The 17,522-nt window shown below is 42.9% G+C and carries 18 protein-coding genes; 10 read left to right on the forward strand and 8 right to left on the reverse strand.

What is annotated here, in order from left to right; all coding sequences use genetic code 11:
• The first annotated feature begins 62 nt into the window (after window positions 1-62).
• Both WKK05_RS19100 and WKK05_RS19105 read left to right on the forward strand, forming a co-directional pair.
• Window positions 63-284 (forward strand): DUF433 domain-containing protein, encoded by a 222-nt coding sequence (locus WKK05_RS19100; RefSeq protein ID WP_341524683.1) that lies wholly within the window; start codon window positions 63-65, stop codon window positions 282-284.
• A complete protein-coding gene (locus WKK05_RS19105) occupies window positions 268-654 on the forward strand; it encodes a DUF5615 family PIN-like protein (RefSeq protein ID WP_341524684.1) in 387 nt (128 codons plus the stop codon). The genes WKK05_RS19100 and WKK05_RS19105 overlap by 17 nt, the downstream gene beginning before the upstream one ends.
• A 119-nt stretch (window positions 655-773) precedes the next feature.
• On the opposite strand, the gene WKK05_RS19110 is transcribed toward WKK05_RS19105, so the two are convergent.
• Window positions 774-1,247: a DUF4385 domain-containing protein gene (locus tag WKK05_RS19110; protein ID WP_341524685.1), complete on the reverse strand. Its 474-nt coding sequence runs from the start codon at window positions 1,245-1,247 to the stop codon at window positions 774-776.
• Between the two features lie 77 nt (window positions 1,248-1,324).
• On the opposite strand from WKK05_RS19110, the gene WKK05_RS19115 reads away from it, so the two are divergent.
• Both WKK05_RS19115 and WKK05_RS19120 read left to right on the forward strand, forming a co-directional pair.
• A complete protein-coding gene (locus WKK05_RS19115) occupies window positions 1,325-1,792 on the forward strand; it encodes a VOC family protein (protein ID WP_341524686.1) in 468 nt (155 codons plus the stop codon).
• A 28-nt stretch (window positions 1,793-1,820) separates the two neighbouring features.
• Window positions 1,821-2,117: a hypothetical protein gene (locus WKK05_RS19120; protein ID WP_341524687.1), complete on the forward strand. Its 297-nt coding sequence runs from the start codon at window positions 1,821-1,823 to the stop codon at window positions 2,115-2,117.
• A 174-nt stretch (window positions 2,118-2,291) separates the two neighbouring features.
• On the opposite strand, the gene WKK05_RS19125 is transcribed toward WKK05_RS19120, so the two are convergent.
• Window positions 2,292-3,053 carry a class I SAM-dependent methyltransferase gene (locus WKK05_RS19125; protein WP_341524688.1) on the reverse strand — a complete coding sequence of 254 codons (762 nt, stop codon included), beginning with the start codon at window positions 3,051-3,053 and terminating at the stop codon, window positions 2,292-2,294.
• Between the two features lie 319 nt (window positions 3,054-3,372).
• Here WKK05_RS19125 and WKK05_RS19130 point away from each other — a divergent pair, with 319 nt between their 5' ends.
• Window positions 3,373-5,634, forward strand: coding sequence for a cation:proton antiporter (locus tag WKK05_RS19130; protein ID WP_341524689.1), 2,262 nt, complete (start codon window positions 3,373-3,375; stop codon window positions 5,632-5,634).
• Window positions 5,635-5,756: 122 nt separating this feature from the next.
• Window positions 5,757-6,194: a hypothetical protein gene (locus tag WKK05_RS19135; RefSeq protein WP_341524690.1), complete on the forward strand. Its 438-nt coding sequence runs from the start codon at window positions 5,757-5,759 to the stop codon at window positions 6,192-6,194.
• Between the two features lie 48 nt (window positions 6,195-6,242).
• On the opposite strand, the gene WKK05_RS19140 is transcribed toward WKK05_RS19135, so the two are convergent.
• The 3 genes from WKK05_RS19140 to WKK05_RS19150 form a co-directional block, all read right to left on the reverse strand.
• Window positions 6,243-7,811 (reverse strand): metallophosphoesterase, encoded by a 1,569-nt coding sequence (locus WKK05_RS19140; RefSeq protein WP_341524691.1) that lies wholly within the window; start codon window positions 7,809-7,811, stop codon window positions 6,243-6,245.
• 99 nt (window positions 7,812-7,910) lie between these two features.
• Window positions 7,911-8,168, reverse strand: a complete 258-nt coding sequence (locus WKK05_RS19145; RefSeq protein ID WP_341524692.1) for a hypothetical protein — start codon at window positions 8,166-8,168, stop codon at window positions 7,911-7,913.
• 83 nt (window positions 8,169-8,251) lie between these two features.
• Window positions 8,252-10,072, reverse strand: a complete 1,821-nt coding sequence (locus WKK05_RS19150; RefSeq protein ID WP_341524693.1) for an ABC transporter ATP-binding protein — start codon at window positions 10,070-10,072, stop codon at window positions 8,252-8,254.
• Window positions 10,073-10,191: 119 nt separating this feature from the next.
• Between WKK05_RS19150 and WKK05_RS19155 the strand changes: the two genes are divergently transcribed.
• The gene (locus WKK05_RS19155; RefSeq protein ID WP_341524694.1) at window positions 10,192-10,536 is read left to right on the forward strand and encodes a hypothetical protein; all 345 of its coding nucleotides are present in this window, start codon (window positions 10,192-10,194) and stop codon (window positions 10,534-10,536) included.
• Between the two features lie 280 nt (window positions 10,537-10,816).
• On the opposite strand, the gene WKK05_RS19160 is transcribed toward WKK05_RS19155, so the two are convergent.
• Window positions 10,817-12,046, reverse strand: a complete 1,230-nt coding sequence (locus WKK05_RS19160; RefSeq protein ID WP_341524695.1) for a damage-control phosphatase ARMT1 family protein — start codon at window positions 12,044-12,046, stop codon at window positions 10,817-10,819.
• Window positions 12,047-12,137: 91 nt separating this feature from the next.
• Here WKK05_RS19160 and WKK05_RS19165 point away from each other — a divergent pair, with 91 nt between their 5' ends.
• From WKK05_RS19165 to WKK05_RS19175, 3 genes are all read left to right on the forward strand, one after another.
• Window positions 12,138-13,487 (forward strand): glutamine synthetase family protein, encoded by a 1,350-nt coding sequence (locus tag WKK05_RS19165; protein WP_341524696.1) that lies wholly within the window; start codon window positions 12,138-12,140, stop codon window positions 13,485-13,487.
• 155 nt (window positions 13,488-13,642) lie between these two features.
• Complete coding sequence (locus WKK05_RS19170; RefSeq protein ID WP_341524697.1) at window positions 13,643-13,771, forward strand: hypothetical protein; 129 nt, start codon at window positions 13,643-13,645, stop codon at window positions 13,769-13,771.
• Window positions 13,772-13,900: 129 nt separating this feature from the next.
• Window positions 13,901-15,028 carry an amidohydrolase family protein gene (locus WKK05_RS19175; RefSeq protein ID WP_341524698.1) on the forward strand — a complete coding sequence of 376 codons (1,128 nt, stop codon included), beginning with the start codon at window positions 13,901-13,903 and terminating at the stop codon, window positions 15,026-15,028.
• 66 nt (window positions 15,029-15,094) lie between these two features.
• Here the strand turns inward: WKK05_RS19175 and WKK05_RS19180 are convergent, their stop codons facing one another.
• Together WKK05_RS19180 and murJ are read right to left on the reverse strand one after the other, a co-directional pair.
• Complete coding sequence (locus WKK05_RS19180) at window positions 15,095-15,616, reverse strand: outer membrane beta-barrel protein (RefSeq protein WP_341524699.1); 522 nt, start codon at window positions 15,614-15,616, stop codon at window positions 15,095-15,097.
• A 153-nt stretch (window positions 15,617-15,769) separates the two neighbouring features.
• The gene (murJ, locus tag WKK05_RS19185) at window positions 15,770-17,437 is read right to left on the reverse strand and encodes a murein biosynthesis integral membrane protein MurJ (RefSeq protein WP_341524700.1); all 1,668 of its coding nucleotides are present in this window, start codon (window positions 17,435-17,437) and stop codon (window positions 15,770-15,772) included.
• Window positions 17,438-17,522 lie beyond the last annotated feature (85 nt).

Consider the following 17,522-nt stretch of genomic DNA (forward strand, 5'->3'; position numbering starts at 1 on the left):
AAGGGAGATGCGATCGCGTTAATCTTAAATTAATCGCTCAATATTACTCTGCCAGATGCAATATGGAACCTCAACTAATACAGAGTTCTCCCGACATCCTTTCTGGTACACCAGTTTTCTATGGAACTCGCGTACCAGTACAAACATTGGTTGATTATCTTGAAGCAGGCGACCGCCTTGATGACTTTCTAGAAGATTTTCCCACTGTGAGCCGCGCACAGGCAACAGCGTTTCTCAAGCTAGCCCTGAAAAAGGTATTATCTTCTTATGAAAGTGCTGTTTGATGAATGCCTGCCTAAGAAATTAAAGCGAGAAATCACAGGTCATGAGGTTGTGACTGTACCAGAGCAAGGATGGGCAAGTAAAAAGAATGGTGAGTTACTGGGACTAGCGAAGACAGAGTTTGATGTATTCATCACCATTGATCAAAACTTAACAGCTCAACAAAATTTGAATAATATCAACTTAGCTATAATCGTTCTCGCATCTCCCAGCAATCGTTTAGAAGTTCTGAAACCTCTGATGCCTGAAGTTCAAGAAGCTTTAGCAACGATTCAAGCAGGTGATGTGGTTACTATCAGACTGCCAGATGCGATCGCTCAGGCAACTATGATTATTATTGGATTGCTAAGTGGGGAAATGCGATCGCATTAATCTTAAATTAATTAGCCTCAATCTTCATTCACGAAGCTCAAAGGTTCATTCACAAAGCTCAAAGGTTCATTCGCGTAACGCACTCTCCGAAAGTCGCTCCATCGAAAGTTAATAGTGTTTTACTCTAGCTCATACATCTGTTTATGCTTGGCTAAAAGCTCTTGATATTTCTCATTTGTCTTTGCTTGTAACCACTTGGCTTTAAATATTGCTGCTGACTCCGCTTTAACTGGGTCTACTTCATAAGGAAGAATTTCTTTTGTGGAGCTTGATGCTTCCGAATTTTGTTTATATTTTCTGCCGCTTTTATGATTAGCATAACGGCGAGAGCGAGTATAACCCATTTGGATAAACTTCCGTGCCATGTCTGCGCCGACAAAATCATCTTGTTCTAGGTAAACAAGAAACATCTCGTAGATTTTTTCACTTGACTCTCTAGCAATATCAGGAGTTTTGAACCGCCAGTAGGGAAGAATTTCTGATTTGTATGGTTCAACCATAAGTACACCCTGCTCACCCTTGCCAACACGATATAGTTCAGGATGTTGTCGAAAATCAATATTTTTAAAGTCTAAAGAATAATCAAATGGCATGATAGATTTTTATTAGGAATAGTAAACTTTCAAATAAAAGTTAAACTTCTATCCAAGTAGGGAAATTTTGTTCTGCTATGCTATCTAGCACCAAATTCGGGAACACTGTCCTTGCTCCAGGCAATCTGCGGAAAGTGCATCATATTGCGCTCAATGTCAAGGATATGCAAGCTTCGCGGTACTTTTATGGTAATGTCTTGGGTTTGCATGAACTCACAGGTGATGAAGTACCAGCGACTTTGATTGAACTCGTCGCATCTGGTAAAGTAGCGAATTTTGTTACACCCGACGGTACAATTCTAGATTTATTTTGGACACCTGATTTAACACCACCGAATCCAGATCCAGAAAAGAGTTTTACCAGAGCATACCATTTAGCCTTTGATATAGAGCCGCAGTTATTTGAGCAAGCAGTGGCAGTAATCAGAGAAAATGAAATAGCGATCGCTCATGGCCCAGTCACCCGTCCTACTGGTAGAGGTGTGTATTTCTACGATCCTGATGGCTTTATGATTGAAATTCGTTGCGATCCAGAAGCTAGTTAACTTAGGGGTAATAACAAAAGTATCTACTATGACTGCGAAACTCACACAAATATTTAAATTAATTGAAGACACAATCACAAAACCGCCAATTCCACACGAACCATACAAGCAATCATTGAAAGCCTGGGCAATGTATTGTTTACGAGACAAAGGTTTTATAGTAGTTTATGCCCAAAACGCCGACTTTGCTATTGAAAGAAAAGGTGAAGAAAAGCTATATTTTAAAGTTTCAAATAGCCCTGAGGATTTAGATAATTCTATTAGCTGGATAGTTTGGGATAGTACAACTAAAATCGCTAGTTTCATTCAAAAAAAAATAGACTGACACTAAAAATCGCTGTAACCGAATAATTCATAGTTAATAAAGATGTAGAGCAACTAGCTGTCCTTCATCAGGTAATTACGAATTACGTTAGCGTATCGAGTTCGCGTATCGCTAAAGCGAAAGCTCCGCTAACGCCTTGGTCTCGTAGAGAGCGTCATTAAGAATTACGAGTTATTATGAGTCTGGTTTTTCAAATACCATTAAATGCTGCTGCGGTAACAAATTTTTAGTTTCACGCCAAACTAAACCCACAGCTTGCATCTCCTTGCGTACTTGCTTCTGCGTCATCTTGTGTACACGCTTAATCATAATAAAAGGATTTTCGCCCCGGTACTCAACCAAAACTACCCTACCGCCTGGTTTAAGTGCTTTTACAATCCCCTGCATCACTTCTTGGGGATATTCAAGTTCATGGTAGGCATCAACCATCAGCGCTAAATCAATACTTACAGGTGCTAGGTTGGGGTCGGTAAGAGTTGCCAAAACAGGCTCAACGTTGGTGATATTGTTTTCTTGTTTTAACAATTCAATAATATCGAGCATTTGTGGCTGAACATCTACAGCCAGCACCTTTCCTTTTGTTAATAGCGGCGCGATGCGAAAGCTCAAGTAACCTGTACCAGCGCCAATGTCTGCCACGACATCATCAGGTTCCAAGCTAAGAACGCTGATTATTTTACTCGGCTGTTCCTCCCTCTCCCGGCTTGGTCGTTCTAGCCAGTCTGCACCTGTGTATCCCATAACTTTGGCGATTTCTCGCCCCATGTAATATTTGCCAATACCATCTAGGTTATGGATTACCCGCTGTTCGTAAACAGTGGTAGATAAAGAATCTGCTCTTGCTACATTGCCAGCTAACTCAAGCAGTGAACCACCCAGCATCACTAGGAAAATTAATAGAAAAAGTAAAAAATCCAACTTACGAGTTCGGCTCATCTTTGTGCGGTTAATTACTTAGTTGATAGTTTGCCACTTCTTGCAACAGGTTTTGCCAAATACCCATTACCAAATTTCCACACATAGCGACAGCAGATTTAAAGTTGCTCGAATACACAATATAGGTCTTATGGTTACTGAGCGTAGTCGAAGTAAAGCCACGTAGAAAGCTTGTTTCCCTTCTCTTCTGAATTCTGGCGACTGAATTCTGAATTCTACTGTAATTTTGCCGTTAGACCGATGTGGAAGTAAGCATTTTCAGGATTTACTTGAAAAAGCGTTTTTAAAAAACTTCGTCATCCAACCCTTGAACTTCTATATGGAAAACCTGCCCTTGATGTTTCTGCCTCTACTGGCTGCACAGAAAGCAGCAGGTGACGGTGTGATTAAACCTCTCGGTCATCATGAACTGCTGTTAGTGCTGCTTCAACTGTCGCTGTTGCTTTTGGTAGCGCGGGGATTAGGCGAGTTCATGCGTCGGATTAGCCAACCTCCTGTTGTTGGGGAATTACTTGCAGGTGTGCTGCTTGGCCCTTCTTTATTTGGTTTGCTCCTTCCAGATATACAGGCGCAAATCTTTCCCCAAAGCCAAGAACAGTCTAATTTACTTTCGGTAATTTCTTGGTTGGGTGTGTTATTTTTGCTAATTGTGACTGGGCTGGAGACGGATCTAAAGCTGATTCTGCGTAAAGGAAAAACGGCTCTGCTCATTTCACTGGGCGGAATTATTATCCCTTTTCTTACAGGATTCGGATTGGGCTGGCTATTGCCAGATGATTTTTTGGCTGAGCCAGACAAGCGACTGGTATTCAGTCTCTTTATCGCCACAGCAATGAGTATTTCGGCAGTCCCAGTGATTGCTAAAGTGCTGATGGACTTGAATCTAATTCGCCGTGACATTGGTCAAGTTACCTTAGCAGCTGGCATGACCGACGACACCATCGGCTGGATTTTACTTTCCGTGGTTTCAGGGCTAGCTAGCAGCGGGAAATTTGACTTTGGAACAATTTTTCACTCAGTCAGCGCGGCTGTATTATTTCTAGCCATTGCCTTCACAATTGGGCGTACCATCGTAGACCAGATTTTGCGGTGGGTTGATGACTACGTTGGTGGAGTCGCCGCCAGTATATCGGTTGTGCTGATTTTATCGCTCTCAGCAGCAGCACTAACCCACGCCTTGGGTCTAGAAGCAGCATTAGGTGCTTTTGTGCTGGGGATTCTCGCAGGTCAATCTCGCCGCTTTAGCAATGAAGCGGGACATACCCTAGAAGTATTCACAGCAGCCTTTCTCGCACCAATTTTCTTTGCTAGTGCTGGGTTGAAAGTTAACTTAGTCACTCTACTTGTTCCCCAGACTTTATTATTTGGATTGATTGTGCTGACTGTGGCCTGTGTTGGTAAATTTACAGGTGCTTACATTGGTTCTCGCGTCGGCGGTTTGAGCCATTGGGAAGGTTTAGCAATGGGTTCCGGGATGAACGCACGCGGAGCAATGGAAATTGTTGTCGCCACAATCGGTTTATCTTTGGGAGTCCTGAATCCTCAGATGTACTCGATAATTGTGATGGTAGCGATCGCAACTTCTCTCATGGCTCCCCCTCTTTTACGCTTATGCCTGTCGAAGGTAGTCATAGGTGAAGAAGAAGCTCAACGCTTAGAGCAAGAAGAACAAGCAAGCCGTAGCTTTGTTAAACAGATTCACCGTATCCTAGTACCAACAAGCGGTGGCCCCAATATCCAGCTTGCGGCGCAGTTAGTCGGTCATATAGCTCACCAAAACTCGGTAGAGGTTACAGCTTTGTATGCTCTCAGTGATAAGCAACCTCAAAAAAAAGCACGTCGGACGGCAACTCAGGTTAAAGATAACGCCGCCGAGGAAGCACTTACTTCTGTTGTTGAGGAAATGCAGCTACCTGATAGTACTACCCTACAAACAAAAACCGAGTCTGGGCGTAATAAAGCGGAAGTAATTCTGAATGAAGCCAACAAAAACTATAACTTGATCGTCCTGGGAGCATCTGAACAGACGCGCCCCCAAAAAGCATTGTTTAATTTGCTTGTTGACCGAGTAGTCCAAGAAGCTCCTTGTGCAACGATGGTGGTGAAGTCGCACTTACCTCAACCCCAAGGCGAGTCATGCAGAATCGCTCAACAACAGCTGAAAAACATTCTCGTGCCAACGGTGGGGACAGAATATAGCAAAAATGCTGTAGAAGTGGCAAGTACGATCGCTGCTCAAACAGGAGCCTTAGTAATGATGGTGAATGTAATTAATTTGCCACAAGTTGAGTACATTCTCTACGAACAGCGATCGCTCAGTCCAGTCAGAGAAATGGCCCATGATTTACTCGAACGGCAAGCAGCAATTGGACGCAATTTGGGTGCTGATGTCAAAACTTATGTTCTTCAAGGAACCAGTCCAGAAAGAGAAATCCTCAACTTTGCCCAAAAGCAGGAGGTTGACTTAATTATTTTAGGAAGTAGTATCCGCATGGTCACAGGTCGGGTTTTCTTCGGTCACAGAGTGGATGCAATTTTGAGTAAAGCACATTGTCCAGTGGCTGTGATTACTGTGCCATAGTCATTTTTAGTGGTAATGTATTGTATTGATAGCTGTATTGCAAAGACTTACTGAGGAAATATCCAAAAACTTTGGGTTCAACCTCTCAAATATCGTATGTGTCTTCACTTGAGGTGTGAGCGATGAAAGTCAAACAGGCTATTCTTGTGGTTTTGCTGGTTGTCATACTCGGAGTAGGGTATTGGGGTATCTCGTTGGCACAGACTCCTGCAAAGCAAGTTACACCAGAGCCTACTAGAGTTCTCAGTGTTAAAACTAGCGAATTACCAAAAGAATCGGTGTTAGAAGGTGAAATGCTGACGGCGACTATAGCACCAGGAGATGTAAGTATCTGGCATACACATGGGTCGCCTGTGTTTGCTTACACTATAAGTGGCGAGTATATCGTTGATTTTAAGTCTGGTCAGCCTTCAATTTCAGTACCAGCAGGCAAAGCGATTATGGAGCCGATTAATACTGTTGTGCGGGCTAGGAATTCTAGCTCAACAGAGCCTGCTACAGTGGTATTGTTTCAGCTAAGAAAACCAGGTACTGCTTTCTTAGACCCAGTTTCTAAATGATTTAGCGTCATTATCCAAGCCTATTTACTCACTACTCAGCTTAGCTGTTTAAATCACAAACGGTTCAAGCTCGCGGTTATACCACTGTTGGTCAACACGCTCTGCTACTAAAGGTCTGACAATAAACTTAGGTGGGCGACCGTCTTGAACATCAATCCGCACGGCTGAGTAAGGCAAATGCTTTTGCGAATTGTAATCATAACGACCGATATAAAGATGTGAATCCGCAACTTTACGGGTGGGTTGACCTGCAATTTCTGTAAAAGTCTCCATTAATTCTGTTCCTTCTTCTCGCTGACGGCGGGGACGATGCCCACTACCACCAGAGATAATACAGTTGATATTGGAGTCAGCGAAGCCAGTATCAGCCGTGCGGAGATATTCTAGACAGTGAGCGTGACCGTTTAAAATCAAATCGACTATTGGACGCTCTTTGGCAATTAAACCAACAGTTTCCGCTACTGCTTCAAATACCCAGCGCAAGCGGTGGCGAACTGCTAAGGTTTGCGCTTGATGCCACTTCGTCGCCTCCGTGACGTAGGGGGGATGATGGAAAAAGATGATGCGTCCGCGTACCTCTGCGGTATTCCAAGATTCAATCAGCCTGTTTTTTAACCAGTCAAGTTGTTCAAAATCAATAGCAGACATTTTGTTGGATGCTAGCTGCTTCTCGATATCGATTTTTATTTCGTTGATTTGGTCTAATTTGGCACTCAGCGAATCGAGTTGTTCGGCATCGGCGGGGTTATCGGGATTGAGGCGATCGCTCATTGCCAAAATCTGTAATTCTTCTTCATCTATCTCCTGGCGGCGCTTTTGTAATTCGCGGCGGCTGATATCCCCTGCTTGAGTCGCAGGCAGAGGAGATGGTGTATTAAAGGTATTAGAATCTAGGGCGAAAAAATCGATACCACCGTAGCGAAAAGTGTAATAACGGTTAGGGATACGAGTAAAATGTCCCGGTTGGTAACGCAGACAGCGCCCCATGTCAGTTTTAGCAGTGTAGTGCTGATCTAAATGACGTTCCAATTCTTTTGGAGAGATGGCTGCCATATAGTCTAGGAACGCCCGGGAGTATGCATCACCTTGATTTGATCCATGCCAGCCAATCTCAAAATCTTTATAGCGCAACATCCGACGTAGGCGCAGCGTGCTTCCTGTGAGCAAACGGTACATGAACGGCACATCGTAATAATCGTGATTTCCTAGCACTGGCAGAAACGGCAGATTAAACACCATGCGATTGTAAGGAATATTTTTAGGATTGTCGCCACCTACGAGAAACTCTCGGTAAGGTTCGATAAAGTTTGTTGGGTAATACTCGTGGGAACCCACCACATAGATTACATCCCCAGTGTGCAACACAAAACGACAATCATCGCGGTGAGGAAGCATGAGTTCCGCAACTTTTCGTTGGGGATGTTGCTTGAAATGGGGCTTACTGCCACTATCACCAATTACCATAAACGAAAATTCGGGGCTATCTTCCTTGCGATCGTCTAAAACCATGCAAGTTTGGTCAATTCCGCGTTGTAAAATACTTGGATGCCTCCACCTCACCCGTTCTTTCATCTTTTGAATTCTTACAGGAATCGGTGGATCAGAAATCAATTTCATCGTAGCTGCTCCAAATTACAGTCAAGGGTAGTAGAGACGCGATTAATCGGTTTTGTACAAAACGCGATTAATCGCGTCTGTACAAGGATAAAGGGTCAATCAAGCTTTAACTTCAACTTCCGAGTTCCGAACACCAACTTTCGAGTTCCGAACATCAACTTCCAAGTTCCAAACTCCAACTTTCGAGTTCCGAACACCAACTTCCGAGTTCCGAACACCAACTTTTGAGTTCCGAACATCAACTTCCGAGTTCCGAACACCAACTTTCGAGTTCTGAACACCAACTTTCGAGTTCCGAACACCAATTTCCGAGTTCTGAACACCAACTTCCGAGTTCAAAGGCTCAACAGATACCATCAATTGCTTTCATAACAGAAAATAAACGTCTTCTTCCATTTCCCAATCCCCAGTCCCCAATCCCCAATTCCCAGTCCCCATCCCTACTGATACCCCGCCGCTTGTAACAAGAAAAGCTTGGCATAACGACCCCCAGTCTTTAACAATTCCTCGTGAGTTCCCTGTTCCAAAACTTTACCGCCTTCTATCACGACAATTTTGTCAGCCATACGTACTGTTGAAAAGCGGTGAGAAATCAACAATACCATCTGATTTTTGGTAAGGGCGCGAAAATGATTGAAAATCTCAAACTCCGCTTGGGCATCCATTGCAGATGTCGGTTCATCCAAAACTAAGATATCTGCTTGGGTTCGCATAAAAGCACGGGCTAGGGCAATTTTCTGCCACTGTCCCCCAGAAAGTTCCTGTCCTCCTTTGAACCAACGACCAAGCTGGGTTTGAAAACTTTGAGGCAATTCCTCAATAAAAGGTTGTGCCATGCCTTTTTGGGCAGCAACTTGCCAGCGCTTGTTATCTTCTAGGTGTTCCACATCACCCACGCCGATATTCTCCCCAACGGTAAACTGGTAGCGGACAAAGTTTTGGAAAATCACACCAATGCGACGCCGCAACACATCTACATCCCATTCTTGCAAATCCAAACCCTCTAGTAAAATACGTCCAGAGTCTGGGGTATAAAGTCGAGTGAGTAGTTTAATTAAAGTAGTTTTACCAGAACCGTTTTCACCGACAATTGCGAGTTTTTCTCCGGGTTTTAGATGTAGCGAAATGTTATTCAAAGCTAGCTTTGAACTTCCTGGATAAGTAAACGATACATTCTCAAAGCGGATACCATCTTGAGGATTTAAACCTTTGGTTGCTTTACCCCAAGACTTGGGTACTTTTTCTTCTAAGAAGTCGTAGAGATTTGAGAGATATAAGTTGTCCTCGTACATTCCGCCGATAGAAGTCAGGACACCAGAAAAAGTAGACTGTCCTTGGCGGAACACAGTGAGGTACATCGTCATATCACCCAGAGAAATTTTACCTGCCACTGTTTCCAAGACAATCCAAGCATAAGCGATGTAAAAAGCAACGCTACTAACTAAACTCAGCAGATATCCCCATAATCCCCGACGCAGAGTTAAGTCCCGGTCTTCGCCATAGAGTTGATCAAAAAGGTTGCGATAACGTCCTAATAGCATCTCTCCCAACTGGTAGAGTTTGACTTCTGTAACAAAGTCTTCTCTCGCCAGCAAATTTTCTATATAGTGCTGTTGACGGGTTTCAGGCGCACGCCAACTAAACAGGCGAAAGGCTTCTCCGGCAAATTTTGTTTCTGCAAAGAATGCAGGCATTGCTGCCAAAATCAGTACTAGTACTGCCCAAAGCGAGAAATTTACCAACAAAAAGCCATAGGTGGCAAGAGAAAGGGCGCTTTGCACCAAGCCAAAGGTGCGGTTTACTAAAGAAAGGGGGCGAGTTGATGCTTCTCGCCTAGCATTACTCAATTTGTCATAGAATTCTGAGTCTTCAAACTGGCGAAGATCCAGTTTCAGCGCCTTTTCTAATATGAGTACATTCACCCGCTGTCCAAGTAGTACCCGCAATAACGACTGACAAATGGTTAGTCCCCGCTGACTGCCAGCCAGTAAAATTACAGCGATCGCTTCCAAGCCCACATACAATAAAGGTCGAGAAATATTACTGTTTGCGCCAACTTGCGACGACAAAACTACCGCATCAACAATTAACTTACCGATGTAGGCGATCGCAGCTGGTAAAAGACCAGCCACTAAAGTTAAAGTAGCCAGAAGAATGGTCAAGGTGCGGTTAGTAGTCCACACCAAGCTTACAGCCCGTCCACTGTACCGGAAAACTGTCAGTGATTGGCGCAGTGCGTTTCGTTTCTTTTGAGTCTTCATTATTCTTTTTATAACGCGCCGACACAAATTTTCGCTCTACTAAAAGTTCTGCGTATTTTCTGGAATAGTTCTTATTTTGCTTGAATAATTAATTAATACAGGAAATAGAACTCACAATTATGAGGCATATTGTAATTAGTACTTTGTTTGTGGCGTCCACCGTTTTAGGAATTGCCAGCACTGCTTCTGCTGAAAATCTTGTCACAGCGGCTATTGACGACTCAGGAACAGTTTATCAGGTAGACTTAGATAGCCGCTCTGAGTACGAAAGTACTTCAGGATGGAGACACGTGAAGTTCTGGCTTTCTACCAAAGGCGACCCAAAAAAACATAGTGCGATCGCCTCGTGTTCACCCTATGATATTCAATCTGAGTATTATGAATGGGATTGGTTACCCAATGGTGGTGGATATCCTGAAGGAACGATAGTAGGAAATATTGCTAGGGTTGCTTGTAACAATTAAATTAGTCTGCAATCATCAGACCTATCTTTAAAATAGGATATAGGGGAACCACTGCATTGCTTTGGTTCCCAAAGCTTTAGGAACTGGCGTCATAGCAACAGAGTTTGTCTTAAGATACTAGCCCTTTCAAGGTGACTCGTAAAATAAGATTGTTTTTTCTCTGTGTTCTCTGTGCCTCTGCGGTTTAAAAGTAATTTATTTAACCGCAGAGAACACAGAGATCAGAAATTAAAAGAGGATTTTTTGAGCCGTATTTTTACCCACCTTGAAAGGGCTAGTCTTAAGACACTAACTGGACTACACCCCACTGTCCATTTGTCAGCCAGGAAGGATCAGATTTTGCTACTTCTGCAATCACTTCAGAATTTAAACCTGCTGCCACTTCTGATTTGAGAGTGCGTAGGGCTACCATTGGTGCGGGTAAGTAGCTGACTATATCTGCAATGTTAGTGGTAAAATCCCAGTAGCGATCGCCTAATAATCGCCGATAATTCGCATCTCCTTTAACTATAATCAAACTCGAATTAGCTAACTCATTTTTGAGTGGCTCAGGTATTTCCCAAAATGCTAAAGGAGATGTCCAAAAGTAATTTTCAGAAAGTACTAAACGACCTGATGCAATGTTTTCTTGTAATCTTTGAGCAATAAATTTTACTTTTTCATAGCTAGTATTAGCTAAAAACTTTGTTGTTTCATGTACATCCTTAATCATGGCATCAGATACAAAAGTCGGATGTGGCTTTAAATGTAGATAAACCTGGTTAGCCAAACCACTGGTTAATAAAAAATCTACTAAGCATAAGTCACAGACAAGTTCAAAACCAGCGTTATCTACAACGAAATCAACGCGTCGACCTGGAGAACTAGTTAACAACTCGACGACTTGCAAGGCATCATCTACTAAGATGTGGGCTAGTTGACTTTGAATATCAAAGCTACTTCGGTCACCTTCAAATACTGACCACAAGCTCAAGTCAACTCGATTTCCCCACAGAGCAAAATGTAACAGTGCAATAAAAGCGGTTTCTTGTAATTTCTCTTCTTGCGAATCATTCAACCATTGATTTACCTGATTACACAAAGAGATAATCGAATCAAGAGATGCTTCTAAACCTTGAGCTTTTTGCAATTCAAATGGGTCAACACCTTGCGACATACCAGGGCGGAAGTAATTAGTAATTTCTAAAATCAGGCGATAAAAATAAGTTTCTGCAAAGAACCAGGGAATATCTACCCAACGCTGCTCCTTGTATGATTCTAGATATGTGTTCCAGTTGGTAAAGTCTGCACTAGTATCATTTAATAAGGGTCGCAAATATCCCGTTGGCAGTTCTGCGGCTAGGCTTTCTAAGCTAGCATTAATATCGGGTGGAAAATTATTTTCGGCAATGACTCGGCGGGCGATCGCAGGCATCCGTTGAGTCACAGTATACTCAGTAAAAGAACCGACTTCTGAACCCACAAGTGGCGGTGGTAAGGGTAATTTGGGGATGTTAGATGTATTCACCACAAACTTTTCTGCCCTCGTGTTTTTAGTTATTCTACCTTGTGCATGAATGGGAAAATTGTCAAATAAACTCAAAAACGAGATAATTTGACTAATGGCAAAAAAAATCACATTTAAGCAAGTCAAAAAATCCCTTCAAGACGCTGGGAGCAAGTTTTTTCGGATCATCTGGTGCGATAACGCCAACATCATTCGTGGCAAAGCTGTTCATGTGGGAATGTTAGCCCACTATTTTGAGTATGGTGTGGGAATCTCTGCTGGGCAACAGGGAATACCTGTAATGTATGATGCGGTGATTCCCGAAACTGGTCTAGGGCCAGTAGGCGAAATTCGCTTAGTACCAGATTGGTCTAGCCTAACTCGTTTACCTTATGCTCCGGGTCATGCCCGTGTCATGGGAAACATGGTATTTAATGGTAACCCTTGGGCGCTGTGTCCCCGTAATTTTCTAACGCGGATGATTGAAGCAGCCAGACGCGAGGGATTAGAAATTAAGGCAGCATTTGAAAATGAGTTTTACTTGTTACGGCAAACATCTGAGGGAATTGTATCCGCAGACTCCACAGTCTTTGCCTCTACTCAGGCAATGGATATTAATCGAGAAGTAATTGATGAGATTGCTGATGCACTTATTACCCAAGGAATTCCTGTAGAACAGTATTATCCAGAATCTGGCCCTGGTCAACAGGAAATTTCGATGCGGTATACTGATGCTTTACGTGCAGCTGATTGGCAGATTGCTTTTAGAGAAACAGTCAGAGCGATCGCACATCGTCACAACCTGACAACTTCTTTCTTACCTAAAATTTTCCCAGATGCTGCTGGTAGCGGTTGCCACATCCATCTTAGCCTCTGGCGTGACGGACAAAACCTGCTACCAGATTCAGAAGGTATCTGCGGTCTTTCTCCGGTAGCGCGAGCATTTATCGCTGGCATACTAGAACATCTACCTGCACTGATGGCATTAACTACCCCAAGTGTCAATTCTTACCGCCGTATTCGTCCTCATAGTTGGAGTGGTGCTTTCCGTTGTTGGGGACTAGACAACCGTGAAGCGGCGGTGAGAGTGCCAAGCGCCCCTGGATTGTCTAGTCCCAGTCATTTCGAGCTAAAAACTGTGGATGCATCAGCCAATCCTTACTTAGCTTTAGGTGCAGTAATTGCTGCAGGCATCGATGGTATACAACGGGGTTTAGAACCAAACAATCCAGTCACACAAGACCCCGGATATTTGCCCATTGAGGAGCGCACAGCCAATGGTATTGACCTTTTACCACAAAATCTTGGTGAAGCTATAGACCACCTCAAACAGAACAATATTCTTTTAAATGCTTTAAACCCACAGTTGTCGCAAGCTTTTTTGGCAGTACGTCAAGCCGAGTGGCAAGCAATGAAAGATTGGGAATTAGAAGCAGAACTCAAGCTTTTATTAGAGAAATACTAAAGTTATAGGGATTTTCAATTGTGTGAAGTGGCAAAGAAACTTAATTTTCAACCGCTTCCCCTATATAAGACTGCTTTTGTCTAGCGCAAATGTTAAAAGAATAATGCATTAAGCTGCATTGGCATAACACAGTGTTGCATTGGCATAACACAGCGATGCATTGGCATAACACCAATTCAATTAATGATTACAACACATCCTTCCATGAAGACGCGATTCATCGCGTCTCTACAAATGGTCTATTTGTCACATTCTTTTTTCAAATTGGTATTACCTCAATTTAAAACATATAAATTCTAAGATGATGGGGTGAGGTTTTTTGTATTTCATGCAAATCAGAACCGCTATAATAACGTGGGAATAAAACTACAGCACTTAACTCACGCAACACAGTATATTCTGCTGTATTAACAATGAATCTTGCTGATATTCCTCTAATTGACCAACACGCCCACAACATCCTACGACCTGAAGTAGCTGATCGTTATCCTTATGCTGCTGCATTCACTGAAGGTTATGATCCAGAGATAATAAATTACCATACCCGCCACACATTATTCTATCGGCGTAGCCTCAGAGAAATTGCTGCTGTATTAGATTGTGAGGCGCAGGAAGAAGCAATTTTAGCGCGTCGAAACAGTTTAGGAATCGAACATCTAACACAACTATATTTCAGTGCTGCTAATCTGGAAGCGATTTACTTAGATGATGGATTACAGCCAGAAACTATCTTGCCGCTATCATGGCATCAAAGATTTATTCCTGTACAAAGAATTTTACGGTTAGAGGTATTAGCAGAAGAGCTGATTCCTCAAATAGGAGATTTTGAGACTTTCCTCGAAACATTCAATAGCCAACTTGACCCACCACCACCAGGGGTTATAGCTTTTAAAAGTATTGCCTGTTACCGTAGCGGTTTGAATATCCAACCTGTTGCTGTGGAGGTGGCTGTTGCTCAGTTTTATAACCTCAAGCAAGAACTGCAAAATCAGCCCTTGCGTTTAGCAAACAAGCCCTTAATTGATTTTCTCTTACAACAAGCACTATTAATTGCAGCTAAATATCGTCTACCAGTGCAATTGCACACTGGTTATGGCGACCCTGACTTAGACTTGCGATTAGCAAATCCTCTGTACCTACGTTCTTTGTTGGAGTCATCCGAGTACCGCAATGCACCCCTAGTACTGTTACACGCTTCCTATCCTTATATGCAAGAAGCTGGATATCTTGCTTCTGTCTACCCTCAAGTTTATTTGGATTTTGGTTTGGCAGTACCTTTTTTAAGCGTCTCCGGGATGCGAGAGACAATTCGGCAATTGTTGGAACTAACTCCTACTAGTAAATTGATGTATTCGTCTGATGCACACTCAATTCCAGAGTTGTATTACTTGGGGGCAAAATGGGGTCGTCAAGCGTTGGGGGAAGTACTAGAGCAGGCAATTAAGGATTCGGATATCACAGCGAGTGAAGCAGAAGCGATCGCCATTGCCATCTTACGGGAAAATGCGATCGCTTTGTATCAACAAGGGAGTAGGGAGTAGGGGAGGCAAATCAATTCAAAATTTAAAATTTAAAATTAAGAATTCATTCTGCCTCCTACTCAATCATTAGAAGCGATAGCCTAAACCAGCTTGGAAGCTAACAGCATCAGCATCACTGTTTTTGTAAGCGTCAATGCCCCATTTAGCATCACCGTAAGCAATCACATTTTTGCTAACTTCTGATTCAGCACCAAGAGTTACTACAGGTGAATTCCGATTGCCCAATGGGGTGTTTTGACCTTCTTCGGTGACAAAGGAATAACCACCACCGAAGTAAACGTTAGTGTTTCTTGCGATAGGTGCATCATAAGTGACTATGGGCATAATTGCCGCAGCATCACCACCATACAGCAGGGAACCCCGCAGTGAAACAGGCGCATTAGGCACGGCGTAACGTCCTTGAACATTTCCACCAAGTTGAGCCTCATCGTTTCCTTGCCCACCACTAGTTGCACCAGCAGCTAAACCAACACCGATGTAGTTGCCGTTAGTACCGTTAGTACCTACTGGTTGAGCAGATGCAATACCAGCAGAAAAGATAATAGAAGCAACAGTAAGTGCAGAAGCGGTTAAAGTTTTAAGGTTCATAGGTTTCTTTTGACTAGATTTAAGTAGAATTAATACTTTCTAGTACTAGAATCACCTTTTTAAGAAAATTCAACCTCGCACACTCTGGTCATCCAAGCGGTTGAATTGTTTTTCACCCACTTGGGTGAACCAATTTAATAATTCTGTTGACAGTTAATTTTTCAAAAAGCGCTGACGCAGACGAGATATAAAAGAATTTACCTCTGGTATTTTCATCCAGGAAGCGATCGCACCAAATACTATAATCCCCACTAAGCCAGATACGCACAACTGTAATAGTTGAATCAGTAAACCTTCTTTGCCTAACACCTGCTGACAACCAACTAAAGTCCCATAGCTGGCAATTCCAGCTATAACGCTACCTACAGTCAAACTCAGAATTGGCACACTCCACTCAAGTAAAGGCAAACCATTTAGCCTTCGATTCAGTAAGAATAACAACATTAATACTGAGCTACAATTCACGCTAACAGTGGCTAAAACTAAACCCTGAGCGCCAAGAGGTTTGATTAAAATGTAATCAAATAGGGCGTTGAAAAAGATATTAATCATACTGATACGAAAGGGTGTATCGCCATCACCTAACGCATAAAATACTCGTACTAAGACATCACGACTCAAATAAGCAAACATCCCAATCCCGTTAGCAATTAACAGTGAGGATACCAGCATTGAATCTATGCCCTTAAAAGCTCCACGTTCATAAACCACGCGTACTATTGGCACAGACAAAGTAATCATCAACGCACCCAAAGGTAACATTGTAAAAGCTGAAAGTATCAGCCCTTGGCGAATGCGTGCTTTTAATTCTTGCCAGTCATTAGGGTCAGTAAGCCTGGAAAAGATTGGTAATAAAGGAACCAAAATTACATTGGAAATAATACCTAAAGGAGTTTGTACCAGTATTGACGCATTAAACAACGCAGCAGCAACTCCTGTAATCGGAATTAAAGAAGCAAAAAACAAATCTGTGTAAAGGTTGATTTGCAGCATCCCAGAAGAGAAGGTCGCTGGCCCCATAATTTTGAGAACATCGCGCACTCCTTGTTGATTAAAATCAAATCGCAACCGTAATCTACCTAAACCAGACCGAGTTTGAGCAATTACCTGCACTAACCATTGCAAAACTGCCCCAGCTAAAACTCCTCCTGCTAAAACCATGCCGCCTAATTTGGCATATTCCAGAGTGCTAATTTTGCTACCTAGTTGTAAATAGAGAGCGCCCAAACCAACAATCACTGTAATGCTAGAAAACAAAGGGCTGATGGAGGGTAGCCAAAACTGATTAGCCGCATTGAGAACTCCAAAACCGATACCAATGAGTCCTGCTAAGACTGCGATCGGAGCCATAATTTGGAGTTGCACGATCGCAATTTCCCTAACTAAATCTTTGTTACCGAGTCTTAAACCAGGTGCAAATAAGTCAATGAAATTAGGGGCAAAAAATACGATAAAAATTGTGGCAACAAGCAGAACTCCGCCGATTAGTGTGGTAATAGTTTCCACTAAGGGAGCCGCTTCTTCTTGTTTGCGCTTAGATAAGACACTAACGATCGCACTGTAGAAGGGGCCGTTAATCCCGCCTAGCAATATCAGCAGAAATCCAGGGATTGTGTAGGCGTAGTTAAAAGCATCAGCCGCCGCCCCTAAGCCGAAAGCGGCCGCGATCGCTTGCTGCCGAACCAAACCAAAGACTTTACTAATTAATGTGGCAACAGCAACAATGCCAGCAATCCCAGCGAAAGAACGAGAAGGTTTTTGATTGTTTTGAATCACGAATATTACCCGACAACTCTTGAAGAGTGCATACCTTTTGAACATTTAACCTGAAATCACGCAGTCTGTCAGGCAATTTTTGACAAATGGGCGTGGTTTCGGAAACAGGAGGCAGAGGTAGAAGTTATTC

Origin of the sequence: Nostoc sp. UHCC 0302, assembly GCF_038096175.1 — a bacterium.
Classification (GTDB): Bacteria; Cyanobacteriota; Cyanobacteriia; order Cyanobacteriales; family Nostocaceae; genus UHCC-0302.